Consider the following 17,168-nt stretch of genomic DNA (forward strand, 5'->3'; position numbering starts at 1 on the left):
AACTTCCCTAGTAAAACGCTCTGCCCAGTGTAGGGGCAATCGAGACGGCCGTAAGACTTCTTACTTTATAGACGTCTGAAATCTGAAAACAGCACTAGTTAAGTCAAAAAAGCTGGCACGGTCAAATTTATGACGCGCCGTTCGGATTAACTGCGCCTGTTCAGCCGAACAAATGGTAAACCTTTGACGCGTTCTTCGCTTGGTTGATCTGCGACATCTCTTCAAAAATCGCCTGGCGCTCGCCCGTCGTCACCTCAAGCAACTGCTGGTATACCGCCAACAGGCTCTCAAGCTTTTCACGCAACGCATCCTCATCCACCGGCGCTTCGCTGAGCACCTCGTCGATCACGTTGCGACAGCCCATGTCCAGCTCGCCAATGGCGTCCCAGTTACGGTCTGCCAGCGCGCCGATCAGCGCTTCACGGGTTTCATCAATGCGTTGCAATGCTTGGCTCATGACGTATTCCTCAAGGCCCTCAGGCCCTTCTCTGCTGCGCCTTACTCGGTTGCAGCCTGTGGCACAGCGATGGCATCCCAGCCTTCTTTCACGGTAATCAGCAAACGGGCGACTTCGTCGATCATGTCGGCATCGTTATGCAGGTTCGCTTCCATCAGACGGTTGGTCATGTACGCATACAGACTTTCCAACTGCTGGACGTAAACCGGGTTGTCACTCTTTTCAGCATTCAGGCCGTCGCGCAGGCCGATCACGATATCGATGGCCTTGCCCAGCATCAGGCCCTTCTGGGCGATGTCGCCACGCGCCAGCGCCCCCTTGGCCTGGGCCATACGGTCCAGCCCGCCTTCCATCAGCATCTGCACCAGGCGATGTGGGCTGGCTTCGGAGATCTGAGCATGGGAATTGACCTTCTGGTATTGGCGAAGGGCTCTCATGGGATTCATGTTTCTACCTCGTGACAGGCGACAGCGAAAAGGATTCTAGTAACCAATATGTCGACTGACCCGCAAAAAGCTTTAGGGCCAGTCGTACCCCGATAAAAAAAGCCAGGCAGTTTGCCTGGCCTTTTTGCATCAGCAGGGGATCAAGAATTGGTTTTGACGTTGTTCAACGCATTGAGTGTGGTCATGACACTGGTGCTTTGCTGACGCAATTGGGCGACCAGGGTGTCCATGGCGTTGTATTTGGCCGACAGGCTGCTGGTGAGCAGGGTCATGCGCTCGTCGAGCGTGGCTTGATCCTTGGTCAGATCCTTCAACGTGTTCGACAAGGAGGTAGAGCGCGTCGCCAGGATCCCGGTGCTTGCCTTGGCAAAGTCATCCGTGGCGCTTTTCATCCGCGCCAGCATGCCGTCTTTGCCACTGAACATACTGTTGATGTCGGCCCCGTTGGTTTTAACCGCCGCGTCCCACTTTTTGTCATCAATCGCCAGCAGACCAGTGGTCGAACTGGTGGTCACGCCGAACTGAGCCAGGGACTTGAAGGCCCCGTTGCCCGACAGCGCGTTGAACTCATTGCGGATCGTGCTCTGCAACGAACGCATGGTCGAGTCACCCGTCAACGCTGCCGCAGTGGTGCTGCCGTCCAGGTTCGTGGTGACCTTGGTTTCGGCGTTCATCGCTGTGATCAGGGCGTTGTAGGTGTCAATGAACCCCTTGACCCCGGACTTGAGCGCGGTGTTGTTGGTGCTGACGGTGATGAGCGTGGCGTTCTTTTCACCCTCACTGCCCGTTTTGTAAGTCGACGTAGCTACCAGCTTGATATCCACGCCACTAAGAGCACCAGTGATGGTGTTGGACTTGGACACAGACGCAACCCCATCAATGCTGTATTGCGCATCCTTGGGAGGATCAACGACCGTGGCGCCCACATCCAGCCCCGAGGTGCCAGACAGCGTGAGGTCCGAGCCCGTCCCCATATTGGTAGAGGTCAGGATCAATCGAGAACCGTTGGAATCGGTCTGGATGTTGGCACTCAGCCCCGACGTGCCAAACTGCGTATTGATCGAGTCACGTACCTGCTGCAGGGTCGCGCCGGCTGGAACGCTGAGGTCGTAAGCCTTGCCGGACTGACTGATGGTCAACGTGGTCGGCTTATCCGTCGCGTTGACAACCGTCGAAGTACCACCGCTGAAGATCTTGCTCGACAGCTTGGACGCCTGGGCCAACTGGTCGACGATCAACCGGAAGCTGCCGTTCGAGGCCGTATTGCTGGCCGTCATGGTCGCGGTCTTTTCATCCGACGACGAACCGCTCAAACCGGTGAAGCTGCTGTCCTTGGACATGGTGTCCAGGGCGTTACGAAACGCATCCAGCGCTGCCTGAACCTTGCCGATCGAAGACAGCGTGGTGGTCGCTTTCGCGGACGCGGTATTGATCTGCGTCTGCTTGGGCACCTTTTCGGCGTTAACCAAGGATGTCACGATCGCTTGCGTATCGATATTCGAACCGATACCACTTACCGTTGAACCCGCCATCATCTATCTCCTGTTCGGTGGCTGCCGTTATCTTGACTTATTACGCCTCAAGCCACGACAGCAACAAGTTTCATGCCAGCTCAGACTTTGTCGTCAAACAACAGGTTGCTTGCGCTGGAAAGGTTCTGTGCCAGCTTCAATGCCGTTTCCGACGGGATCTGGCGAATCACTTCACCACTGTCGGTGGCGATGACCTTGACCACCACACGGTGGGTGGAGTCATCAATGGAAAAGTCCAGTTTGCGCTGGGCCGCTTGTACGAATTCGCGAATATCAGTGACTGCTTTTTCCAGGTCGGCACGCTCAGGCTCTTTGCCTGTGGCCGGTGTTTCCTGGACTTTGGTGACGCTTTTGTCAGTTGCTGCTATCGGTGCAGGCGCGCTTTTAGGTGCAACCGGCGGATAAGACTGGTTCAGCTTTACACTCATGTCCATGTCCAATCTCCTCTAAACCGAAAAAACGGAAGGGCACGTAGACGCGCCCTTCCGTTAGTTACCAAGCGCTGGAATTACTGAAGCAGCTTCAGTACAGCGGATGGCAGCTGGTTAGCCTGCGACAGGATCGCGGTGGAGGCCGATTGCAGGGTTTGTTGCTTGGTCAGTTCGGCGGTTTCGGAAGCGAAGTCGACGTCCTGAACGGTGGAACGTGCAGCGGTGGAGTTCTTCTGAATGTTCTGCAGGTTGTCTGCAGTGGTAGTCAGACGGTTCTGAGTAGCACCCAGGCCCGAACGAACGCCGTCAATGGTGCCGATGGCCTTGTCGATAACAGCCAGCGCGTTTTGAGCGTTGGTAGCATCGGTCACGTCGGTGTTAGAGATAGTGGTCTTGGTCGACGAAACGGTAGCAGCCGAGAACAAGTCCGATACACCAGTACCAGCGTCGCTCAGGGAGTAGCCTTTAGCCGAATCCAGGGAAACCTGACCGGTCACAACGATTGCAGCAGCACCCAGAGCAGCCGGGGTGGCGAATGCGCCAGCGCCGTCTTTAGCGCCAACCAGGATGTTGGTCTGGGCGTTGGCATCAGCACCCGAGAACGACAGGTTTTCGCCGGAGTCCGACTTAACCGACAGGGTTTTGTTGGATTCGTCGTAGTTAACGCTGATGCCCAGTTTGGCAGCGTTCGATTTCAGCTGGTCAGCCAGGCCGGCCAGGTCCTTCACGCCGACGAAATCAACAGCATTACCGCTACCTACAGCCAGTTTGAAGTTCGACGGAGTGGCAGCGCCTACTTCCAGTTTGACTTCAGTGCTGGCGGTAGCGGTCAGGCCACCGATCGAACCGTTCAGGCCCGCAGCGATGTCTTTAGCCGAAGCGCCTGCAGCGTAAGTTACGGTTTTGGTCTGACCGTTGCCGGTAACAGTGATGTCGCCGCCAGCCAGGCCAGTTGCGCTAGGCACGATGGCCTTGGTTTTGATCTGCTGCGAACCAATGTTGTTGGCTGCAACGTTTTCCAGGCTCAGGTTGATGGTTTCGTTAGCGTTAGCGCCAACCTGGATGGCTTTGGTACCGTACGAACCGTCCAGCAGCTTCTGGCCACCGAAAGTAGTGGTTTGCGAGATACGGGTCAGTTCCGAAGTCAGGGCCTGGTATTCGTCGTTGTTCGACTTACGGTCGTCAGCGCTGAGGGAGCCAGTCGCGGAAGACAGAGCCAGGGTACGCATTTTTTGCAGGATGTCGGTCGAAGCCTGCATCGCGCCTTCAGCGGTCTGAGCGATGGAGATACCGTCGTTCACGTTTTTTACTGCTTGGCCCAGGCCGTTGATTTGGCTGGTCAGGCGGTTAGCGATCTGCAGGCCGGCTGCGTCGTCTTTAGCGCTGTTGATACGCAGGCCGGAAGACAGGCGCTGCATGGAGGTGGCCAGGGCGCCGCCGGCTTTGTTCAGGTTGCCCTGAGTAGTGATCGAAGCAATGTTGGTGTTTACTGTTAAAGCCATGACGAAATCCTCGTTGGATGGATACTGCGGCTTCCGGCCCTGGCAACCGCCGGGTGTGGCCTGAGAACCTACGTAATAGTTATCGTCGTGGTAGCCGGTTGCTTGAGGATTTTTTTTGATTTTTTTAATGGCGCCGTGCCACCCCTTGTAATTCAAGGGCTTACGACGGCCAAAAACCCATATTTCATTGGGTTTTCTGGCGCCAAATAAAAAACGCCGATGTTCTTTCGAGCATCGGCGTTTGCTTTTACGCAGAAAGCAGTCTATCGAAGCGTCACGGACGATAGAGAATCGCCGATCCCCACGACAGGCCCACACCAAAACCGCTGATCGCCACGCGCTTCCAGGTGGCATCCATCACATGCTTTTCCAGCAGCAGCGGAATGCTCGACGACACCGTGTTGCCAGTCTCGACCATGTCCTTGATGAACTTGTCCACCGGTGCGTCTTCGAAACGCCGGGCCACGGCGTCGACAATCGCCGCACTGCCCTGGTGAATGCAGAACGCATCGATGTCATCGGCCGCAAGGTCCGACTCGTCGAGCAGCTCGTGCAAATGCGCCGGCACCTTGAGCAAGGCGAAGTTGAACACCTGGCGGCCATTCATGAAGAACACGCCATCGCTGACCTTGAGATGCGGTGCGCCGGAACCGTCGGTACCGAACTTGGACTTGCCCAGCAACCACGGCGCGTCTTCGCCCATCCAGGTGGCGGTGGCGGCATCGCCGAACAGCATGGTGGTGTTGCGGTCTTCCGGGTCGACGATCTTCGAATACGGGTCGGCGGTGACCAACAGGCCGTTTTTCAGGCCGGTGGCTTCCATGAAGCCCTTCATCGCGTAGATGCCGTAGACGTAGCCGGAGCAGCCCAGGGAAATATCAAACGCCGCCACGTGGGTGGGCAGGCCGAGTTTGTCCTGGACGATCGCGGCCGTGTGGGGCAAACCCTCTTCATCGCCGTTCTGGGTGACGACGATCAGCGCATCGATGGACTCGCGCTTCAAATCCGGGTTGTTGGCAAACAAAGCGTTGACCGCCTCGACACACAGGTCGGAGGTTTCCTGCGCGGCTTCCTTGCGCGGCAGGAACGCCGAACCGATCTTGCCGATGATGAATTCTTCATCCTTGGCGAACTTGGCACCCTGGGCGTAGTTATCGATCCCGTCTGCCGGCACGTAACTGGCGATGCTTTTTATGCCAATCATTGTGGCTTCCCAATACTAAATAGCTGGAGAACACCCCAGACGTGGCCTGGAGTGCTGACAATAAAGGGGATAACCCCATAAAAATCTCGCTGAAAGCCGCCCCGCAAGGACCCTGTGACGACTTATCCTTTTCACACGATACAGTGAAGATGCGCTTTATGACTCACAGGTCACTCAATTGTGTGTGCTTTGTGCAAAACCTTCAAACAATTAAGTCCCAGAAACGGCAGCGGCCCGCCCTGTTTCCAGAGCGGGCCGCTTGACTTGACGCCACTTACATCTTGTTGAACAGGCTCAACTGCGAGACTTTCACGAAAGCCAGCTGCGAGGCCTCCAGCATGGTTTGCTGCAGGGTCAGGTTGATCGCTGCCTCGCCCATGTCAATGTTGGCCAGGTCACTCATCGTGGTCTTGTTGGCCAGGCCGACACTGGTGTTTTCACTGGACTGCACCGTGAGTGCATTCTGTCGCGCACCGATGGAGCCACGCACGTTGTCCACCTGGTCGGCCGAGTTGGTCAGGTTACTGACCGCGGCGTTCAGGGCGTCCTGAAGCTTGACCCGCGCACCGGGAATACCATCCGCCGGCTGTTCCAGGGCCTGGCGCAGCTGGCTCAGGGTGTCGAGGGCATTCTGGGTTTTCTGGGTGGTGTTGCCGACCGAAAACTGATCGCCGGTGTTCGGCGTACCGCTCAACTCGAAGGTGACACCCGCGGCGGTGATCGTGTCCTTGGCTGGCGGCGTACCGCTGACGATCACGCCATTATCGACAATCGGCTTGCTGTCGGGGGTATACGGCTGGGCATACACCTTATAAGCAGTCGGGTCGACATCGTCGAACTTGATCAGTACGCCGCTGTTGGGAAACGTACTGGAGTAGTCGGCTGCACTGCTGACGCGGGCATTGGTCAGTTGCGCCGCCGAAGTGTTGCTTGCGGTGCGAGAGACATTGAACGCGTCCGGCTTGGCGGCCAGGGTGAACTCACGCCCTGCGACCAACGCATCGGCATCCGGCCCGGTGGCCACGCCGGTGAGGTCCGCGGTGATATCGAATTTGACCCCGCGTACATTGATACTGGCACTGCCTTCCTTGGTGGAGTCGAACGTACCATTACCTGGAAGCTGCGAAGTAATGTCGTTGTTGTCCTTGTCGGTCACAACGTACTGCGTGCTACTGGTAAAGGTCACCTTATAGGGCTGGCCGTCGGCAAACTGCTTGGTGTAATCGATGCCCGACGTTACCAGGCCTGCCGAGATCGCGACCTTGTGGTCATCCACCGTTGCAGGCGTCGTGTAGGTGGCTTGGGTGCGGCTGGTGTTGACCGCGCCTTCCAGGATGGTCTTGCCCGTATCGCTGGTGCGCACCTTCAGCGTCTCGGAAACCTGCAGGCTCAGCTCGTTTTCGTCGCCTTGATAGCTATAAGTACCATCATTGTTGCGCGAATACGGCGGCGTATCGGTCTTGGAACCGGAGAACAGATAGTTGCCCGCCGCATCCTTGCTGTTAAGCAAACCCAACAGCTGATTTTCAAGCGCGCCCACCTCGACCGAGATGGACTTGCGGTCAGCATCACTGGTCACGCCACCCGCACGCAGCGCCAACTGGCTGCCGGCCTGGATCGTTGTATTGATCGCCTCCAGCACGCTTTCTTCGTTCGTCAGGGTATTTTGAATGCTGGTGATATTGCCGCTGTACTGGGCCAGCATGTCTTTTTGCTGTTGCAGCATAAGCAAGCGCTGGGCGGCAACCGGATCATCCGAAGCGGTCTGTACACGCACGCCGGAGCTCGCCTGTTCCTGGGCCTTCACAACGCTGGAATAGTTGTTCTGATACTTGACGGCACTGGTGTCGTAATACTGCTGTGTAGAAATGCGCATCGTCCCAGACTCCCTTAAAGACTATTGATCAGCGTGCTGAAGGTTTCTTGCGCAGCCTTGATGATCTGCGACGACGCCGTGTAGTACTGCTGGAACTTGATCATGTCGCCCGCCTCTTCATCCAGGTTCACCTGGGATACGGAGTTGCGCGCGTTCTTGTTGGCGGCCAGCAGCGCACCGGTAGCGGTGTTGTCAGTGCCGGCCGAAGCGGCCTTGGCGCCGACGGTGGAGACCAGCTTGCTGTTGGCGCCCACCAGGCTGGTGCCGCCGCTGCCATCGGCCGCCAGGCCCACGGTTGCCTTGGTCTGCAGGTCGAGCAGTGCCTGGGCGTTGCGATTGTCGGACTTGCCGGTGGCATTGAACGAGAACGAGGTGCCGTCGCCGTTGGCCGGCGAACCGCCCACCGTGGTGTCGAAACTGAAGCTCTTGGCTGGCGACACCAAGGCACCGCTGGCATCACGCATCGGCACGCTGATGCTGATCTTATTGGCCTGTCCCGGAATGATGGTGCCGGAACCGATGGGATCGCCCTGGGCGTTACTCAGCGTATAAGGCTGGGTGCCATCGGCCGCCGGTTTACCGAAAACCATCTTCACCGGCATCGAGTATTCGATGCCGGTACGCAGTTGTGCCGTATCGGCACCACCCTGTATGTCCAGGGGCACGGTGAGCGTCGGCGGCGTGAAGGTGCCGGTGCCCTGGTTGGTCTTGCTGGCCTCGCCCTGCAACGGCGCGGCAAAGGCAATCTTGCTGGGGTCGCTGAGGACCGTGCCGATTTCCTTGGCGCCGTTGGCGGTGGGGCTGACCTTGAAGCTGTCACCGGCCTGCACCGTACCGCTCTTGACCGCCAGGGTGAACCCATCGATGACCGGAGGCGGCGTGGCACTGAGGTCATAGGTGCCCATGGCCTTGCCGTCGGAACGCAGTACCGTGATCTTGTTGAGGTCGGCGCCGTCGTTGAAGCTGACCTTGTAATCGAAGTTGGTCAGCTGAGTGGTGTCCTTGATCGTCACGCCCAGGGCGCCGTCGCCCAGGTTGCCTTGGGCAGCCAGGCTACGCAGGGCAACCGAGGCTGCGTTATTGATGTCGGTGAACATCGAGGCGCCGAACTCGCCATTGAGGTCCAGGCCCTGGCCCAACTGGCTGTTGACCGTATCGGCGGTGGCAATCGCGATGCGCCCCAGGTCATTGATCGCAGGAATCAACGCGTCGCTGCGATAGCGCAACAGGCCGCCGATGCTGCCGCCGCTGATCACGTTGCCCAGATCCATCGTCGTACCGCCGGCCGCATTGAGCTGGATCGTGTACTGGCTGGTGTCGCTCTTGCTCGGTACGGCGGAAATGGTATTGGACTTATCACCCAGCACCAGGGATTGGCCGCTACCGGTGCTGACGCTGAACACACCGTTCTTCTCAGTGGCGGTCACACCGATCAGCTCATTGAGCGAACGCACGGCTTCGGCGCGGGAGTCCAGCAGGTTGGCCGGGGTGGTGTTCGAAGAACCCTGCACCTGGGCGATCTGCTTGTTGAGAGAGGCAATCGACGAAGTCAGTTGGTTGACCTGATCGCTCATCGAGGACAACTGGCTGTTAATGGTCTCTTTCTGCTGGCTCAACTGGCTGGAAATGGAGTTGAACCGGTTGCTCAGCGTCTGGGCGTTCGTGAGCAGGATCTGGCGGGCCGAGGTATCGTTGGGGTTCGCCGAGGCGGTCTGCACAGCAGCGAAGAACGAACTGAGTACCGCCGACATGCCGGTGGTCTTGTCCGACAGGGTCTTGTCGACGGCACTGACTTGATCCAGGTAAGCCTTGGCATCGCTGTTGAGCGAGGTGCTGTTCTGGTAGGCGGTGTCCAGGTATTCGTTGTACACCCGGCGCACGTCGGCCAGGGTGGTACCGCTGCCGATGAACACGCCGCCATACTGGTTCGACGCATTTGCGCTCTGGGTGGTCTGCTGACGCGAATAACCCGCGGTATTGGCGTTGGCGATGTTGTTACTCAAGACCGACAACGATCCTTGAGCGGCGTTAAGCCCCGACATCCCGATATTGAGCAAACTCATGGTTCAGACCTTATAAATGAGTGGTCGCGCCCGCGGCAGCGTAATTCTGGTAACTGTTCATGGTTTTTGCGATCTGCGAAATCTTGCTGGCGTAGGCCGGGTCCGTGGCGTACCCGGCTTTTTGCAACTCGCGTACAAACTGTTCGGGGTTATCGGCCGATTTCACCACTTCTTTATAGCGATCATTGCTTTGCAGCAATGTCACGAGGTCATGGAAGCTGTCCTGGTAAGAATCGTAGGACCGGAACTGCGCCGTTTCCTTGACCATCGCCCCATCACGAAACTCGCTGGTGATTGCACGGGCCTGGCCGCCCTGCCAGCTCTGGCCGGCCTTGATGCCGAACAGGTTGTGGCTGCTGCTGCCATCCTCGGCGCGCATCACCGACTTGCCCCAACCGGTTTCCAAGGCGGCCTGGGCCACCAGGTACTTCGGATCGATACCGATACGCGCGGCGGCCGCCTTGGCCATCGGCAACATGGTCGCGACAAACTCATCCTGGGAGCTGAACGCCTTCTTCACCGGTGCCAATGGCGGCTGGGCCACAGCGCGGCCGTAGACCTGCATGCGCCCGCTCGGCACGGCAAACGTGCGCGCCGTGCTGTTGACCACATTGTCGGCGGCCGCGCTGTTACGCAGCGGCGCCGCCTGGGCAACGGTGGTGGTGTCGGTGCTCGGCACGATACCGGCGAGCAGGCGATCGGTCAGCTTGCTCGGCAAGGCAATACGGCGCTGGTTCATCAGTGCGATGTCGTTGCTGTGGGCCGCTGCGGCGCCCGCCTGGGGCTCCGCCACGCGATAGGCCCACAGTGGACGCTGGCCATTGGAACGCCCCAGTGGGCCCTCGGCCTGGGTGCCGGCGGCAATTTGCGTCGGCACATCGACTTTCTTGACCGCCTCGGCCGCCGCCGGGCCCTGCAAGGTGGCCGCCTGGGCGTCCACCGGCTTGTTCTTCTGCATCTGGCGCATCAGCACATCGGCCAGGCCGATACCGCCGCCTTCGCGGGACATGGAAACCGCCAGTTGCTGGTCGTACATTTCCTGGTACTGCTTGGCGGCCGGGGTGTTCATCGGGTTGTCCTTGCCCAGGGCCTCGGTGGCCGAGCGCATGGACTTGAGCATCTCGCTCAAGAACAGCGATTCGAATTCCTGCGCCACCTTGCGCATGTTGCCTTCGCTGTTCTTGTCGCCGACCTTCAGTTGGTTCAGGCGATTCAAGTCGGAATACGAACCCGAATCCGCCGTGCTGGTCAGGCCGCTGTTACGCATGTCCATGGCCATGGCCTTAAATCACGATCAGGTCGGCTTGCAACGCGCCGGCCTGTTTCAACGCTTCGAGGATCGCCATCAAGTCGCCTGGCGCTGCCCCCACCTGGTTCACCGCACGCACAATCTCATCCAGCGTCGTGCCGGGGCCGAACTTGAACATCGGCTTGGCTTCCTGCTGGGCATTCACTCGCGAGCGTGGCACCACCGCCGTCTGGCCATTGGACAACGGCCCAGGCTGGCTGACGATCGGGTCTTCGGTGATGGTCACGGTCAGGCTGCCGTGGGTCACCGCCGCCGGCGAGACCTTGACGTTCTGGCCGATCACGATGGTACCGGTACGCGAATTGATGATGACCTTGGCCACCGCCTGGCCCGGATCGACCTCCAGGTTTTCCAGGATCGACAGGTAGTCCACGCGCTGGCTGGGGTCCAGCGGCGCGGTGACGCGGATCGAGCCGCCGTCGATGGCCTGGGCCACGCCAGGGCCGAGCATGTCGTTGATCTTGTCGACTACACGCTTGGCGGTGGTGAAGTCCGAACGGTTGAGGTTCAAGGTCAGGCTGTTGCCCTGGTTGAAACCGCTCGGCACCGTACGTTCAACCGTAGCGCCACCCGGGATACGCCCGGCCGACGGCACGTTGACGGTGATCTTCGAACCGTCGCGACCTTCAGCATCAAACCCGCCCACCACCAGGTTGCCCTGGGCGATGGCGTAGACGTTGCCGTCGATACCTTTCAGCGGGGTCATCAGCAGGGTGCCGCCCCGCAGGCTTTTGGAGTTACCGATGGACGACACGGTGATGTCGACCACCTGGCCCGGCTTGGAAAACGCCGGCAAGTCGGCACTGATCGACACCGCCGCGACGTTCTTCAACTGCACGTTGCCCGAACCCGCCGGCACCTTGATGCCGAACTGCGACAGCATGTTGTTGAAGGTCTGCAGGGTGAACGGGGTCTGGGTGGTCTGGTCGCCCGTACCGTTGAGCCCCACCACCAGGCCGTAGCCGATCAACTGGTTGGAACGCACGCCAGAGATGCTGGCGATGTCTTTCAGGCGTTCGGCCTGGGCGACTGCGCTCAGACTCAGCAGGAGTGCCGCCGCCATCAGCTGTTTGAGTTTCAAAGTGGCCACCTAGAAAGGGAACAGCGGGCTAAGGAAGAAACGGTCGAACCAGCCCGGCTGACTCGCATCAGCGAACGAACCCGTACCCGAGTAGGTAATGCGTGCATCGGCAATGCGCGTCGAGGGCACAGTGTTGTCAGTCGCAATGTCATCGGCCCGCACCATCCCGGCAATACGCACCAACTCATCACCGGTATTGAGGGTCATCCACTTTTCACCGCGTACGGCGATGATGCCGTTGGGCAACACATCCGCGACGGTCACGGTGATCGAGCCGGTGAGGCTATTGCCCTGCCCTGCGGCGCTCTTGCCGTTGGTGGCACGGTTGCCGCTGTACCCTGCGTTGAGGCTCAAGTCGCCGCTGCCCAGCGGGTTATTGGTATTCGGTACGGCACCAAACAACGAGCTCAGCCCAATGCTGTTGGTGCTGGTCTTGTCCACCTGGGAGTTGGCGTTCTTGCTGGCCGTCGTTCTCTCGTTCAGGGTGATGGTGATGATGTCACCCACGCGGAACGCCTTGCGGTCGCTGTACAGGTTCTGTTCGAAACCGGCCTGGTAGATCGAGCCATTGTTGGCCGCCGCCGGCAACGGCGTGCGCGGCAACACCGGCGCGTAGTACGGGTCATTGGGTTTTGGCGTCGGGGCGACACAGCCCGCGAGCACGGCAATCCCACTCAATGCCAGAACGGAAACATAGCGATTCATGACCCTTACCTCACGGTGTTGCAGGCGCTCTCAGGAGCGCCCCATAGACTTGATTACAGATTCTGCGTTACGAACGAAAGCATCTGGTCGGCGGTGGAAATCACCTTGGAGTTCATCTCGTAGGCGCGTTGAGTGGTGATCATGTTGACCATCTCTTCAACGGTGCTGACGTTGGAGGTTTCCAGGGTGCTTTGCAGCGTGGTGCCGAAACCGTTCAGGCCTGGGGTGCCGATTTGCGGCGCGCCGCTGGAAGCGGTTTCCAGGAACAGGTTATTACCCATCGCCTGCAGGCCGGCCGGGTTGATGAAGTCGGCGGTTTGCAGGTTGCCGATCACTTGCGACGCCGGGTTACCGGCCACGGTGATCGACACGGTGCCGTCGTTGCCGACGGTGAAGGTCTGGGCGTTGTTCGGCACGACGATAGCCGGTTCCAGGGCAAAACCGTTGGCCGTCACGATCTGGCCATTGGAGTCCAGGTGGAAGGTACCGTCACGGGTGTAGGAAGTGGTCCCATCCGGCTGCAGGATCTGGAAGAACCCTTTGCCGTTGATGGCCATGTCCAGCGGCTGCCCGGTCTGTTGCAGGTTACCGGCGTTGAAGTTCTTCTGGGTGCCGACGATCTTCACACCAGTACCCAGTTGCAGACCCGACGGCAATTCGCTGTCCTGGGTCGACTGGGCGCCTGGCTGGCGCTTGATCTGATAGAGCAAGTCCTGGAACTCCGCGCGGTCACGTTTGAAACCCGTGGTCGACACGTTGGCCAAGTTGTTGGAAATGGTGGTCAGGTTGGTGTCCTGGGCGGACAGGCCTGTTTTGGCAACCCATAGAGCCGGAAGCATGCTGTTCTCCTTCGTGCGCCTGTTTGTTGGCGCTGCGCTGCAAAAATTGGTGGTCGGTCAATAACGGGGCTATCAGCTCATCGCCATCACGCGCGTCATGGCCTGGTCGTCTTCCTTGGCGCTGTTCATCATCTTGACGTGCAACTCGAACTGCTTGGAAAGCGCCAGGACCGCGGTCATTTCTTCCACGGCGTTGACGTTGCTCGCCTGCAGGAAACCCGAGGTCAGCGTGACGTTCGCGTCGGCCACGGCCGGCTGGCCATCCTTGGTATGGATGGTGCCATCCAGGCCTTTATTCATATTCTTGAAATCGGGCTGGACCAGCTTGATGCGGTCCACTTCAGCCATCACCCGCGGGCCTTCGCCCATGGCGCGGATGCTGATGGTGCCGTCGGCGCCCACTTCGACTTTCTGCTGCGGCGGTACGGCGATCGGGCCACCGTTGCCCATGATCGGCATGCCGTTGCCGGCGCGCAGCACACCCAGCGCATCGACGTTCATGCTGGCACTGCGCACGTAGGCTTCACCGCCATCGGGGGTTTGCACCGCCATCCAGCCATTGCCGTTCACCGCCACATCCAGGTCGCGACCGGTCTCGATCATCGCGCCAGGGCTGAAGTCGGTCGCGGGACGTTCGGTCATGGCAAACGCACGCGCCGGAAAGCTGTCACCGAACACCGGCATCGAACGCGCCTGTTCCAGGTCGCGTTGGAAACCGTTGGTGGAAATGTTCGCCAAGTTGTTGGCATGGGCCTTCTGCGCCAGTGCATTCTGGCTGGCGCCGGTCATTGCCACATAAAGGTACTTGTCCACGCTCTTTCCTCTTTCTGACGCAGGCTTGCCGCCCACCGCTGTACTGATGAGGCTTAAGCAATTTGCGAACCAACTTTTAAAAACAGGGGAAAGTCCAGGCGGGCTGGGGTTTTCGGGCAGGCAGCAGGATTTGAAGGACTGGAGATAGTCGAAAAAACGGCGGACTTATGCCGCTTACGGCAAGTACCCGTCTTACGGGTGACAGAGAACCAATGCGGGGGGCGCAGTTGGTTATTTGTCCGCCTTGAGGATTTCGTAATCGCGCAACTTATTGGCGATGGTGGTGTGCGACACCCCCAGGCGTTTCCCCAACTGCCGGCTGCTGGGATGCTCGGCATACAGGCTCTCCAGCACCGCCTTCTCGAAGCGCCCGACGATCGCCTCCAAACCGCCCTCCAGGGAAAAGTCGCCAAGGGGTTGGCGCACGCCGTAGTCCGGCAGGCGGATGTGTTCGACCTTGACCGTCCCGCCGTCACACAGCGACACCGCCTGGAACAGCACGTTTTCCAGCTGCCGCACATTCCCCGGCCAGTGGTAGTGGCTGAGCTTGTCCATGGCGGCAGGCGCCAGCCTGGGCAACGGGCAGCCGATCTGCCGGCTGGCCTGGTCGAGAAAGTGCTCGACCAGGGGCGCAAGGCCGTCGAGGCATTCGCGCAGGGGCGGGATATGCAAGGACAGCACGTTGAGGCGGTGATAGAGGTCCTGGCGGAATTCGCCACGGGCGCAGAGTTCGGAGAGGTCCACCTGGGTGGCGCAGATCACCCGTACATCCAGGTACACCTCTTCGTCACTGCCCACGCGCCGAAAACAGCCGTCCTGCAGGAAGCGCAGCAATTTCACCTGCAAGCGCGCGCTCATTTCCCCAACGCCATCGAGAAATAACGTACCGCCAGCCGTCAGCTCCAGCAGCCCGAGCTTGCCCTCGGCCCGCGCGCCTTCAAACGCGCCGGGGCCGTAGCCGAACAATTCGGTCTCGGCCATCGACTCGGGCAACCCGGCGCAGTTCAGCGCCATCAACGGCGATTGCCCGCGCGGGCTGGCCAGGTGGCACGCGCGCGCCAACAACTCTTTGCCGGTGCCGGTTTCGCCTTCTATTAATAGAGGCGCATCCAACGGCGCCATGCGCCGGGCTTCACGCACCACGGCGGCCATGACCTTGGAGCTTTGGAAAATACTGTCGAAACCGCGCAGCTCCTGTTTGCGCACATTGTAGATACGCTCGCCCACGCGGTCGGCACGGTGCAGGGTCAACACGGCACCGGCCATGGCTTCGCTGTCGTCATGTTCGGAGGATTGCAGCGGTGCGATATCCGCCAGGAACACGTCACCCTTGACCTTGACCCGCAGGCCATTGATCCGCGATTTACTCGCGCGTACCAGTTCCGGCAAGTCGAAATCCTCGGCGTAGCGTGACAGCGGAATACCCGGCACCTCGTCCACCCGCACCCCGAGCAACTGCGCGGCCGCACGGTTGGCGGCGACGATGGAGCCGCCCATGTCGATGGACAGCACCGGAAACTCCAGGGCACCGAGCAGCGCATTGAGCTCCATATGCCGACGCTCACTGGGCATCAGCCCTACCCTTTTGACGCCAAACACCCCGGCAATCGCCTCGAACTGCGGGCGCAGCGCCTGGAATTGCATGTTCACCAGGTTCGGGCAGAACAGGTAAATGGCGTTGCCATGCTCGCCGCCCACCTCACCCTTGGCGACGTTGACGCCGTACTCCACCAACAGGTTGAGGATGTCCCGCAGGATGCCGATGCGGTTCTGGCAGTGCACTTTGATACGCATGAAAAGGCTCGAAAAGTGGGTAGGCGCCGCGTCTTTTTGTCGCTGGGCGCAGATAGTCGTCAAGATTATGTGACAGCCTGAGGGCTTTTCCCAGCCCAATACGCCAACCAGTCGCGCTTCCGTAACGAATACTTTACGAAAACCAGTAATTTTTCCTACACAGCCGATGCTGAAGCCGATGGAATCTTGCCCCGCACGGCGTATCAATAGGCTCATCCCAGGACATAACAAGAACGAATGCCTAGCAGGAGAGCCGTATGAAGCAGACGCACTACGTGGCCCGCGAGCCCGATGCGCAAGGTTTTATCCACTACCCGGCGGAAGAGCACGCGGTGTGGAACACCCTGATCACCCGCCAGTTGAAAGTGATCGAGGGCCGCGCGTGCCAGGAATACCTGGATGGCATCGACAAGCTCGGCCTGCCCCTGGATCGCATCCCGCAACTGGGTGAAATCAACCAGGTGCTGGCCTCGACCACCGGCTGGCAAGTCGCCCGCGTGCCGGCGCTGATCCCCTTCCAGACCTTCTTCGAATTGCTCGCCAACAAGCAGTTTCCGGTGGCGACCTTTATTCGTACCCGCGAAGAACTGGACTACCTGCAAGAGCCGGATATTTTCCACGAGATCTTTGGCCATTGCCCGCTGCTGACCAATCCCTGGTTCGCCGAGTTCACCCACACCTACGGCAAGCTCGGCCTGGCGGCCAGCAAGGAGCAACGGGTGTATCTGGCGCGCCTGTACTGGATGACCATCGAGTTCGGCCTGGTGGACACCCCCGACGGTCGGCGTATCTACGGTGGCGGGATTTTGTCGTCGCCCAAGGAAAGTGTTTACTGCCTGTCCGACCAGCCTGAACATCAAGCCTTCGACCCGCTGGAAGCGATGCGCACGCCGTATCGCATCGACATCCTGCAACCGCTGTATTTCGTATTGCCCAACCTCAAGCGCCTGTTCGAAGTGGCGCAGGAAGACATCATGGGCATGGTCGAGCGCGGCATGCAGCTTGGGTTGCATGCGCCGAAATTCCCGCCAAAACCCAAGGCCGCGTGAACCGTGGCTTTTAAGGCCAGGTGAGTCTGTTCCCTGGCCCCGCGTTGCTTTAGGGTGACGCCACTGA

At 59.5% G+C, this 17,168-nt stretch carries 15 protein-coding genes; 1 reads left to right on the forward strand and 14 read right to left on the reverse strand.

What is annotated here, in order from left to right; translation table 11 throughout:
* Positions 1–160 precede the first annotated feature (160 nt).
* The 14 genes from fliT to BLQ09_RS02860 form a co-directional block, all read right to left on the reverse strand.
* Entirely contained in the window at positions 161–457 is a 297-nt protein-coding gene (gene fliT, locus BLQ09_RS02795; protein WP_027603846.1) for a flagellar protein FliT, read from the reverse strand.
* 41 nt (positions 458–498) lie between these two features.
* The gene (gene fliS, locus BLQ09_RS02800) at positions 499–903 is read right to left on the reverse strand and encodes a flagellar export chaperone FliS (RefSeq protein WP_092355191.1); all 405 of its coding nucleotides are present in this window, start codon (positions 901–903) and stop codon (positions 499–501) included.
* A 140-nt stretch (positions 904–1,043) separates the two neighbouring features.
* A complete protein-coding gene (gene fliD / locus BLQ09_RS02805; protein WP_027603844.1) occupies positions 1,044–2,435 on the reverse strand; it encodes a flagellar filament capping protein FliD in 1,392 nt (463 codons plus the stop codon).
* Positions 2,436–2,515: 80 nt separating this feature from the next.
* Entirely contained in the window at positions 2,516–2,869 is a 354-nt protein-coding gene (locus BLQ09_RS02810; RefSeq protein ID WP_027603843.1) for a flagellar protein FlaG, read from the reverse strand.
* Positions 2,870–2,943: 74 nt separating this feature from the next.
* Complete coding sequence (locus BLQ09_RS02815; RefSeq protein WP_027603842.1) at positions 2,944–4,368, reverse strand: flagellin N-terminal helical domain-containing protein; 1,425 nt, start codon at positions 4,366–4,368, stop codon at positions 2,944–2,946.
* Between the two features lie 274 nt (positions 4,369–4,642).
* The gene (locus BLQ09_RS02820; protein WP_092355194.1) at positions 4,643–5,572 is read right to left on the reverse strand and encodes a ketoacyl-ACP synthase III; all 930 of its coding nucleotides are present in this window, start codon (positions 5,570–5,572) and stop codon (positions 4,643–4,645) included.
* 274 nt (positions 5,573–5,846) lie between these two features.
* Positions 5,847–7,448, reverse strand: a complete 1,602-nt coding sequence (locus tag BLQ09_RS02825; RefSeq protein WP_027603840.1) for a flagellar hook-associated protein 3 — start codon at positions 7,446–7,448, stop codon at positions 5,847–5,849.
* 14 nt (positions 7,449–7,462) lie between these two features.
* Entirely contained in the window at positions 7,463–9,511 is a 2,049-nt protein-coding gene (gene flgK / locus BLQ09_RS02830) for a flagellar hook-associated protein FlgK (RefSeq protein ID WP_092355197.1), read from the reverse strand.
* A gap of 10 nt (positions 9,512–9,521) precedes the next feature.
* On the reverse strand, positions 9,522–10,790 hold the full coding sequence (gene flgJ / locus BLQ09_RS02835) for a flagellar assembly peptidoglycan hydrolase FlgJ (protein ID WP_092355200.1): 1,269 nt from the start codon (positions 10,788–10,790) through the stop codon (positions 9,522–9,524).
* Between the two features lie 4 nt (positions 10,791–10,794).
* Positions 10,795–11,883: a flagellar basal body P-ring protein FlgI gene (locus BLQ09_RS02840; protein WP_033901075.1), complete on the reverse strand. Its 1,089-nt coding sequence runs from the start codon at positions 11,881–11,883 to the stop codon at positions 10,795–10,797.
* A 27-nt stretch (positions 11,884–11,910) separates the two neighbouring features.
* Positions 11,911–12,606, reverse strand: a complete 696-nt coding sequence (gene flgH, locus BLQ09_RS02845) for a flagellar basal body L-ring protein FlgH (RefSeq protein ID WP_027603836.1) — start codon at positions 12,604–12,606, stop codon at positions 11,911–11,913.
* A gap of 53 nt (positions 12,607–12,659) precedes the next feature.
* Positions 12,660–13,445 (reverse strand): flagellar basal-body rod protein FlgG, encoded by a 786-nt coding sequence (flgG, locus tag BLQ09_RS02850; RefSeq protein ID WP_027603835.1) that lies wholly within the window; start codon positions 13,443–13,445, stop codon positions 12,660–12,662.
* Positions 13,446–13,517: 72 nt separating this feature from the next.
* Positions 13,518–14,258, reverse strand: a complete 741-nt coding sequence (locus tag BLQ09_RS02855; RefSeq protein WP_092355203.1) for a flagellar basal body rod protein FlgF — start codon at positions 14,256–14,258, stop codon at positions 13,518–13,520.
* A 231-nt stretch (positions 14,259–14,489) separates the two neighbouring features.
* Entirely contained in the window at positions 14,490–16,052 is a 1,563-nt protein-coding gene (locus BLQ09_RS02860; protein WP_065946832.1) for a sigma-54-dependent transcriptional regulator, read from the reverse strand.
* Between the two features lie 257 nt (positions 16,053–16,309).
* On the opposite strand from BLQ09_RS02860, the gene phhA reads away from it, so the two are divergent.
* A complete protein-coding gene (gene phhA / locus BLQ09_RS02865) occupies positions 16,310–17,101 on the forward strand; it encodes a phenylalanine 4-monooxygenase (RefSeq protein ID WP_027603832.1) in 792 nt (263 codons plus the stop codon).
* The last annotated feature ends 67 nt before the right edge of the window (positions 17,102–17,168 follow it).

Source organism: Pseudomonas sp. NFACC25, from assembly GCF_900100935.1.
Taxonomy (GTDB): domain Bacteria; phylum Pseudomonadota; class Gammaproteobacteria; order Pseudomonadales; family Pseudomonadaceae; genus Aquipseudomonas; species Aquipseudomonas marginalis.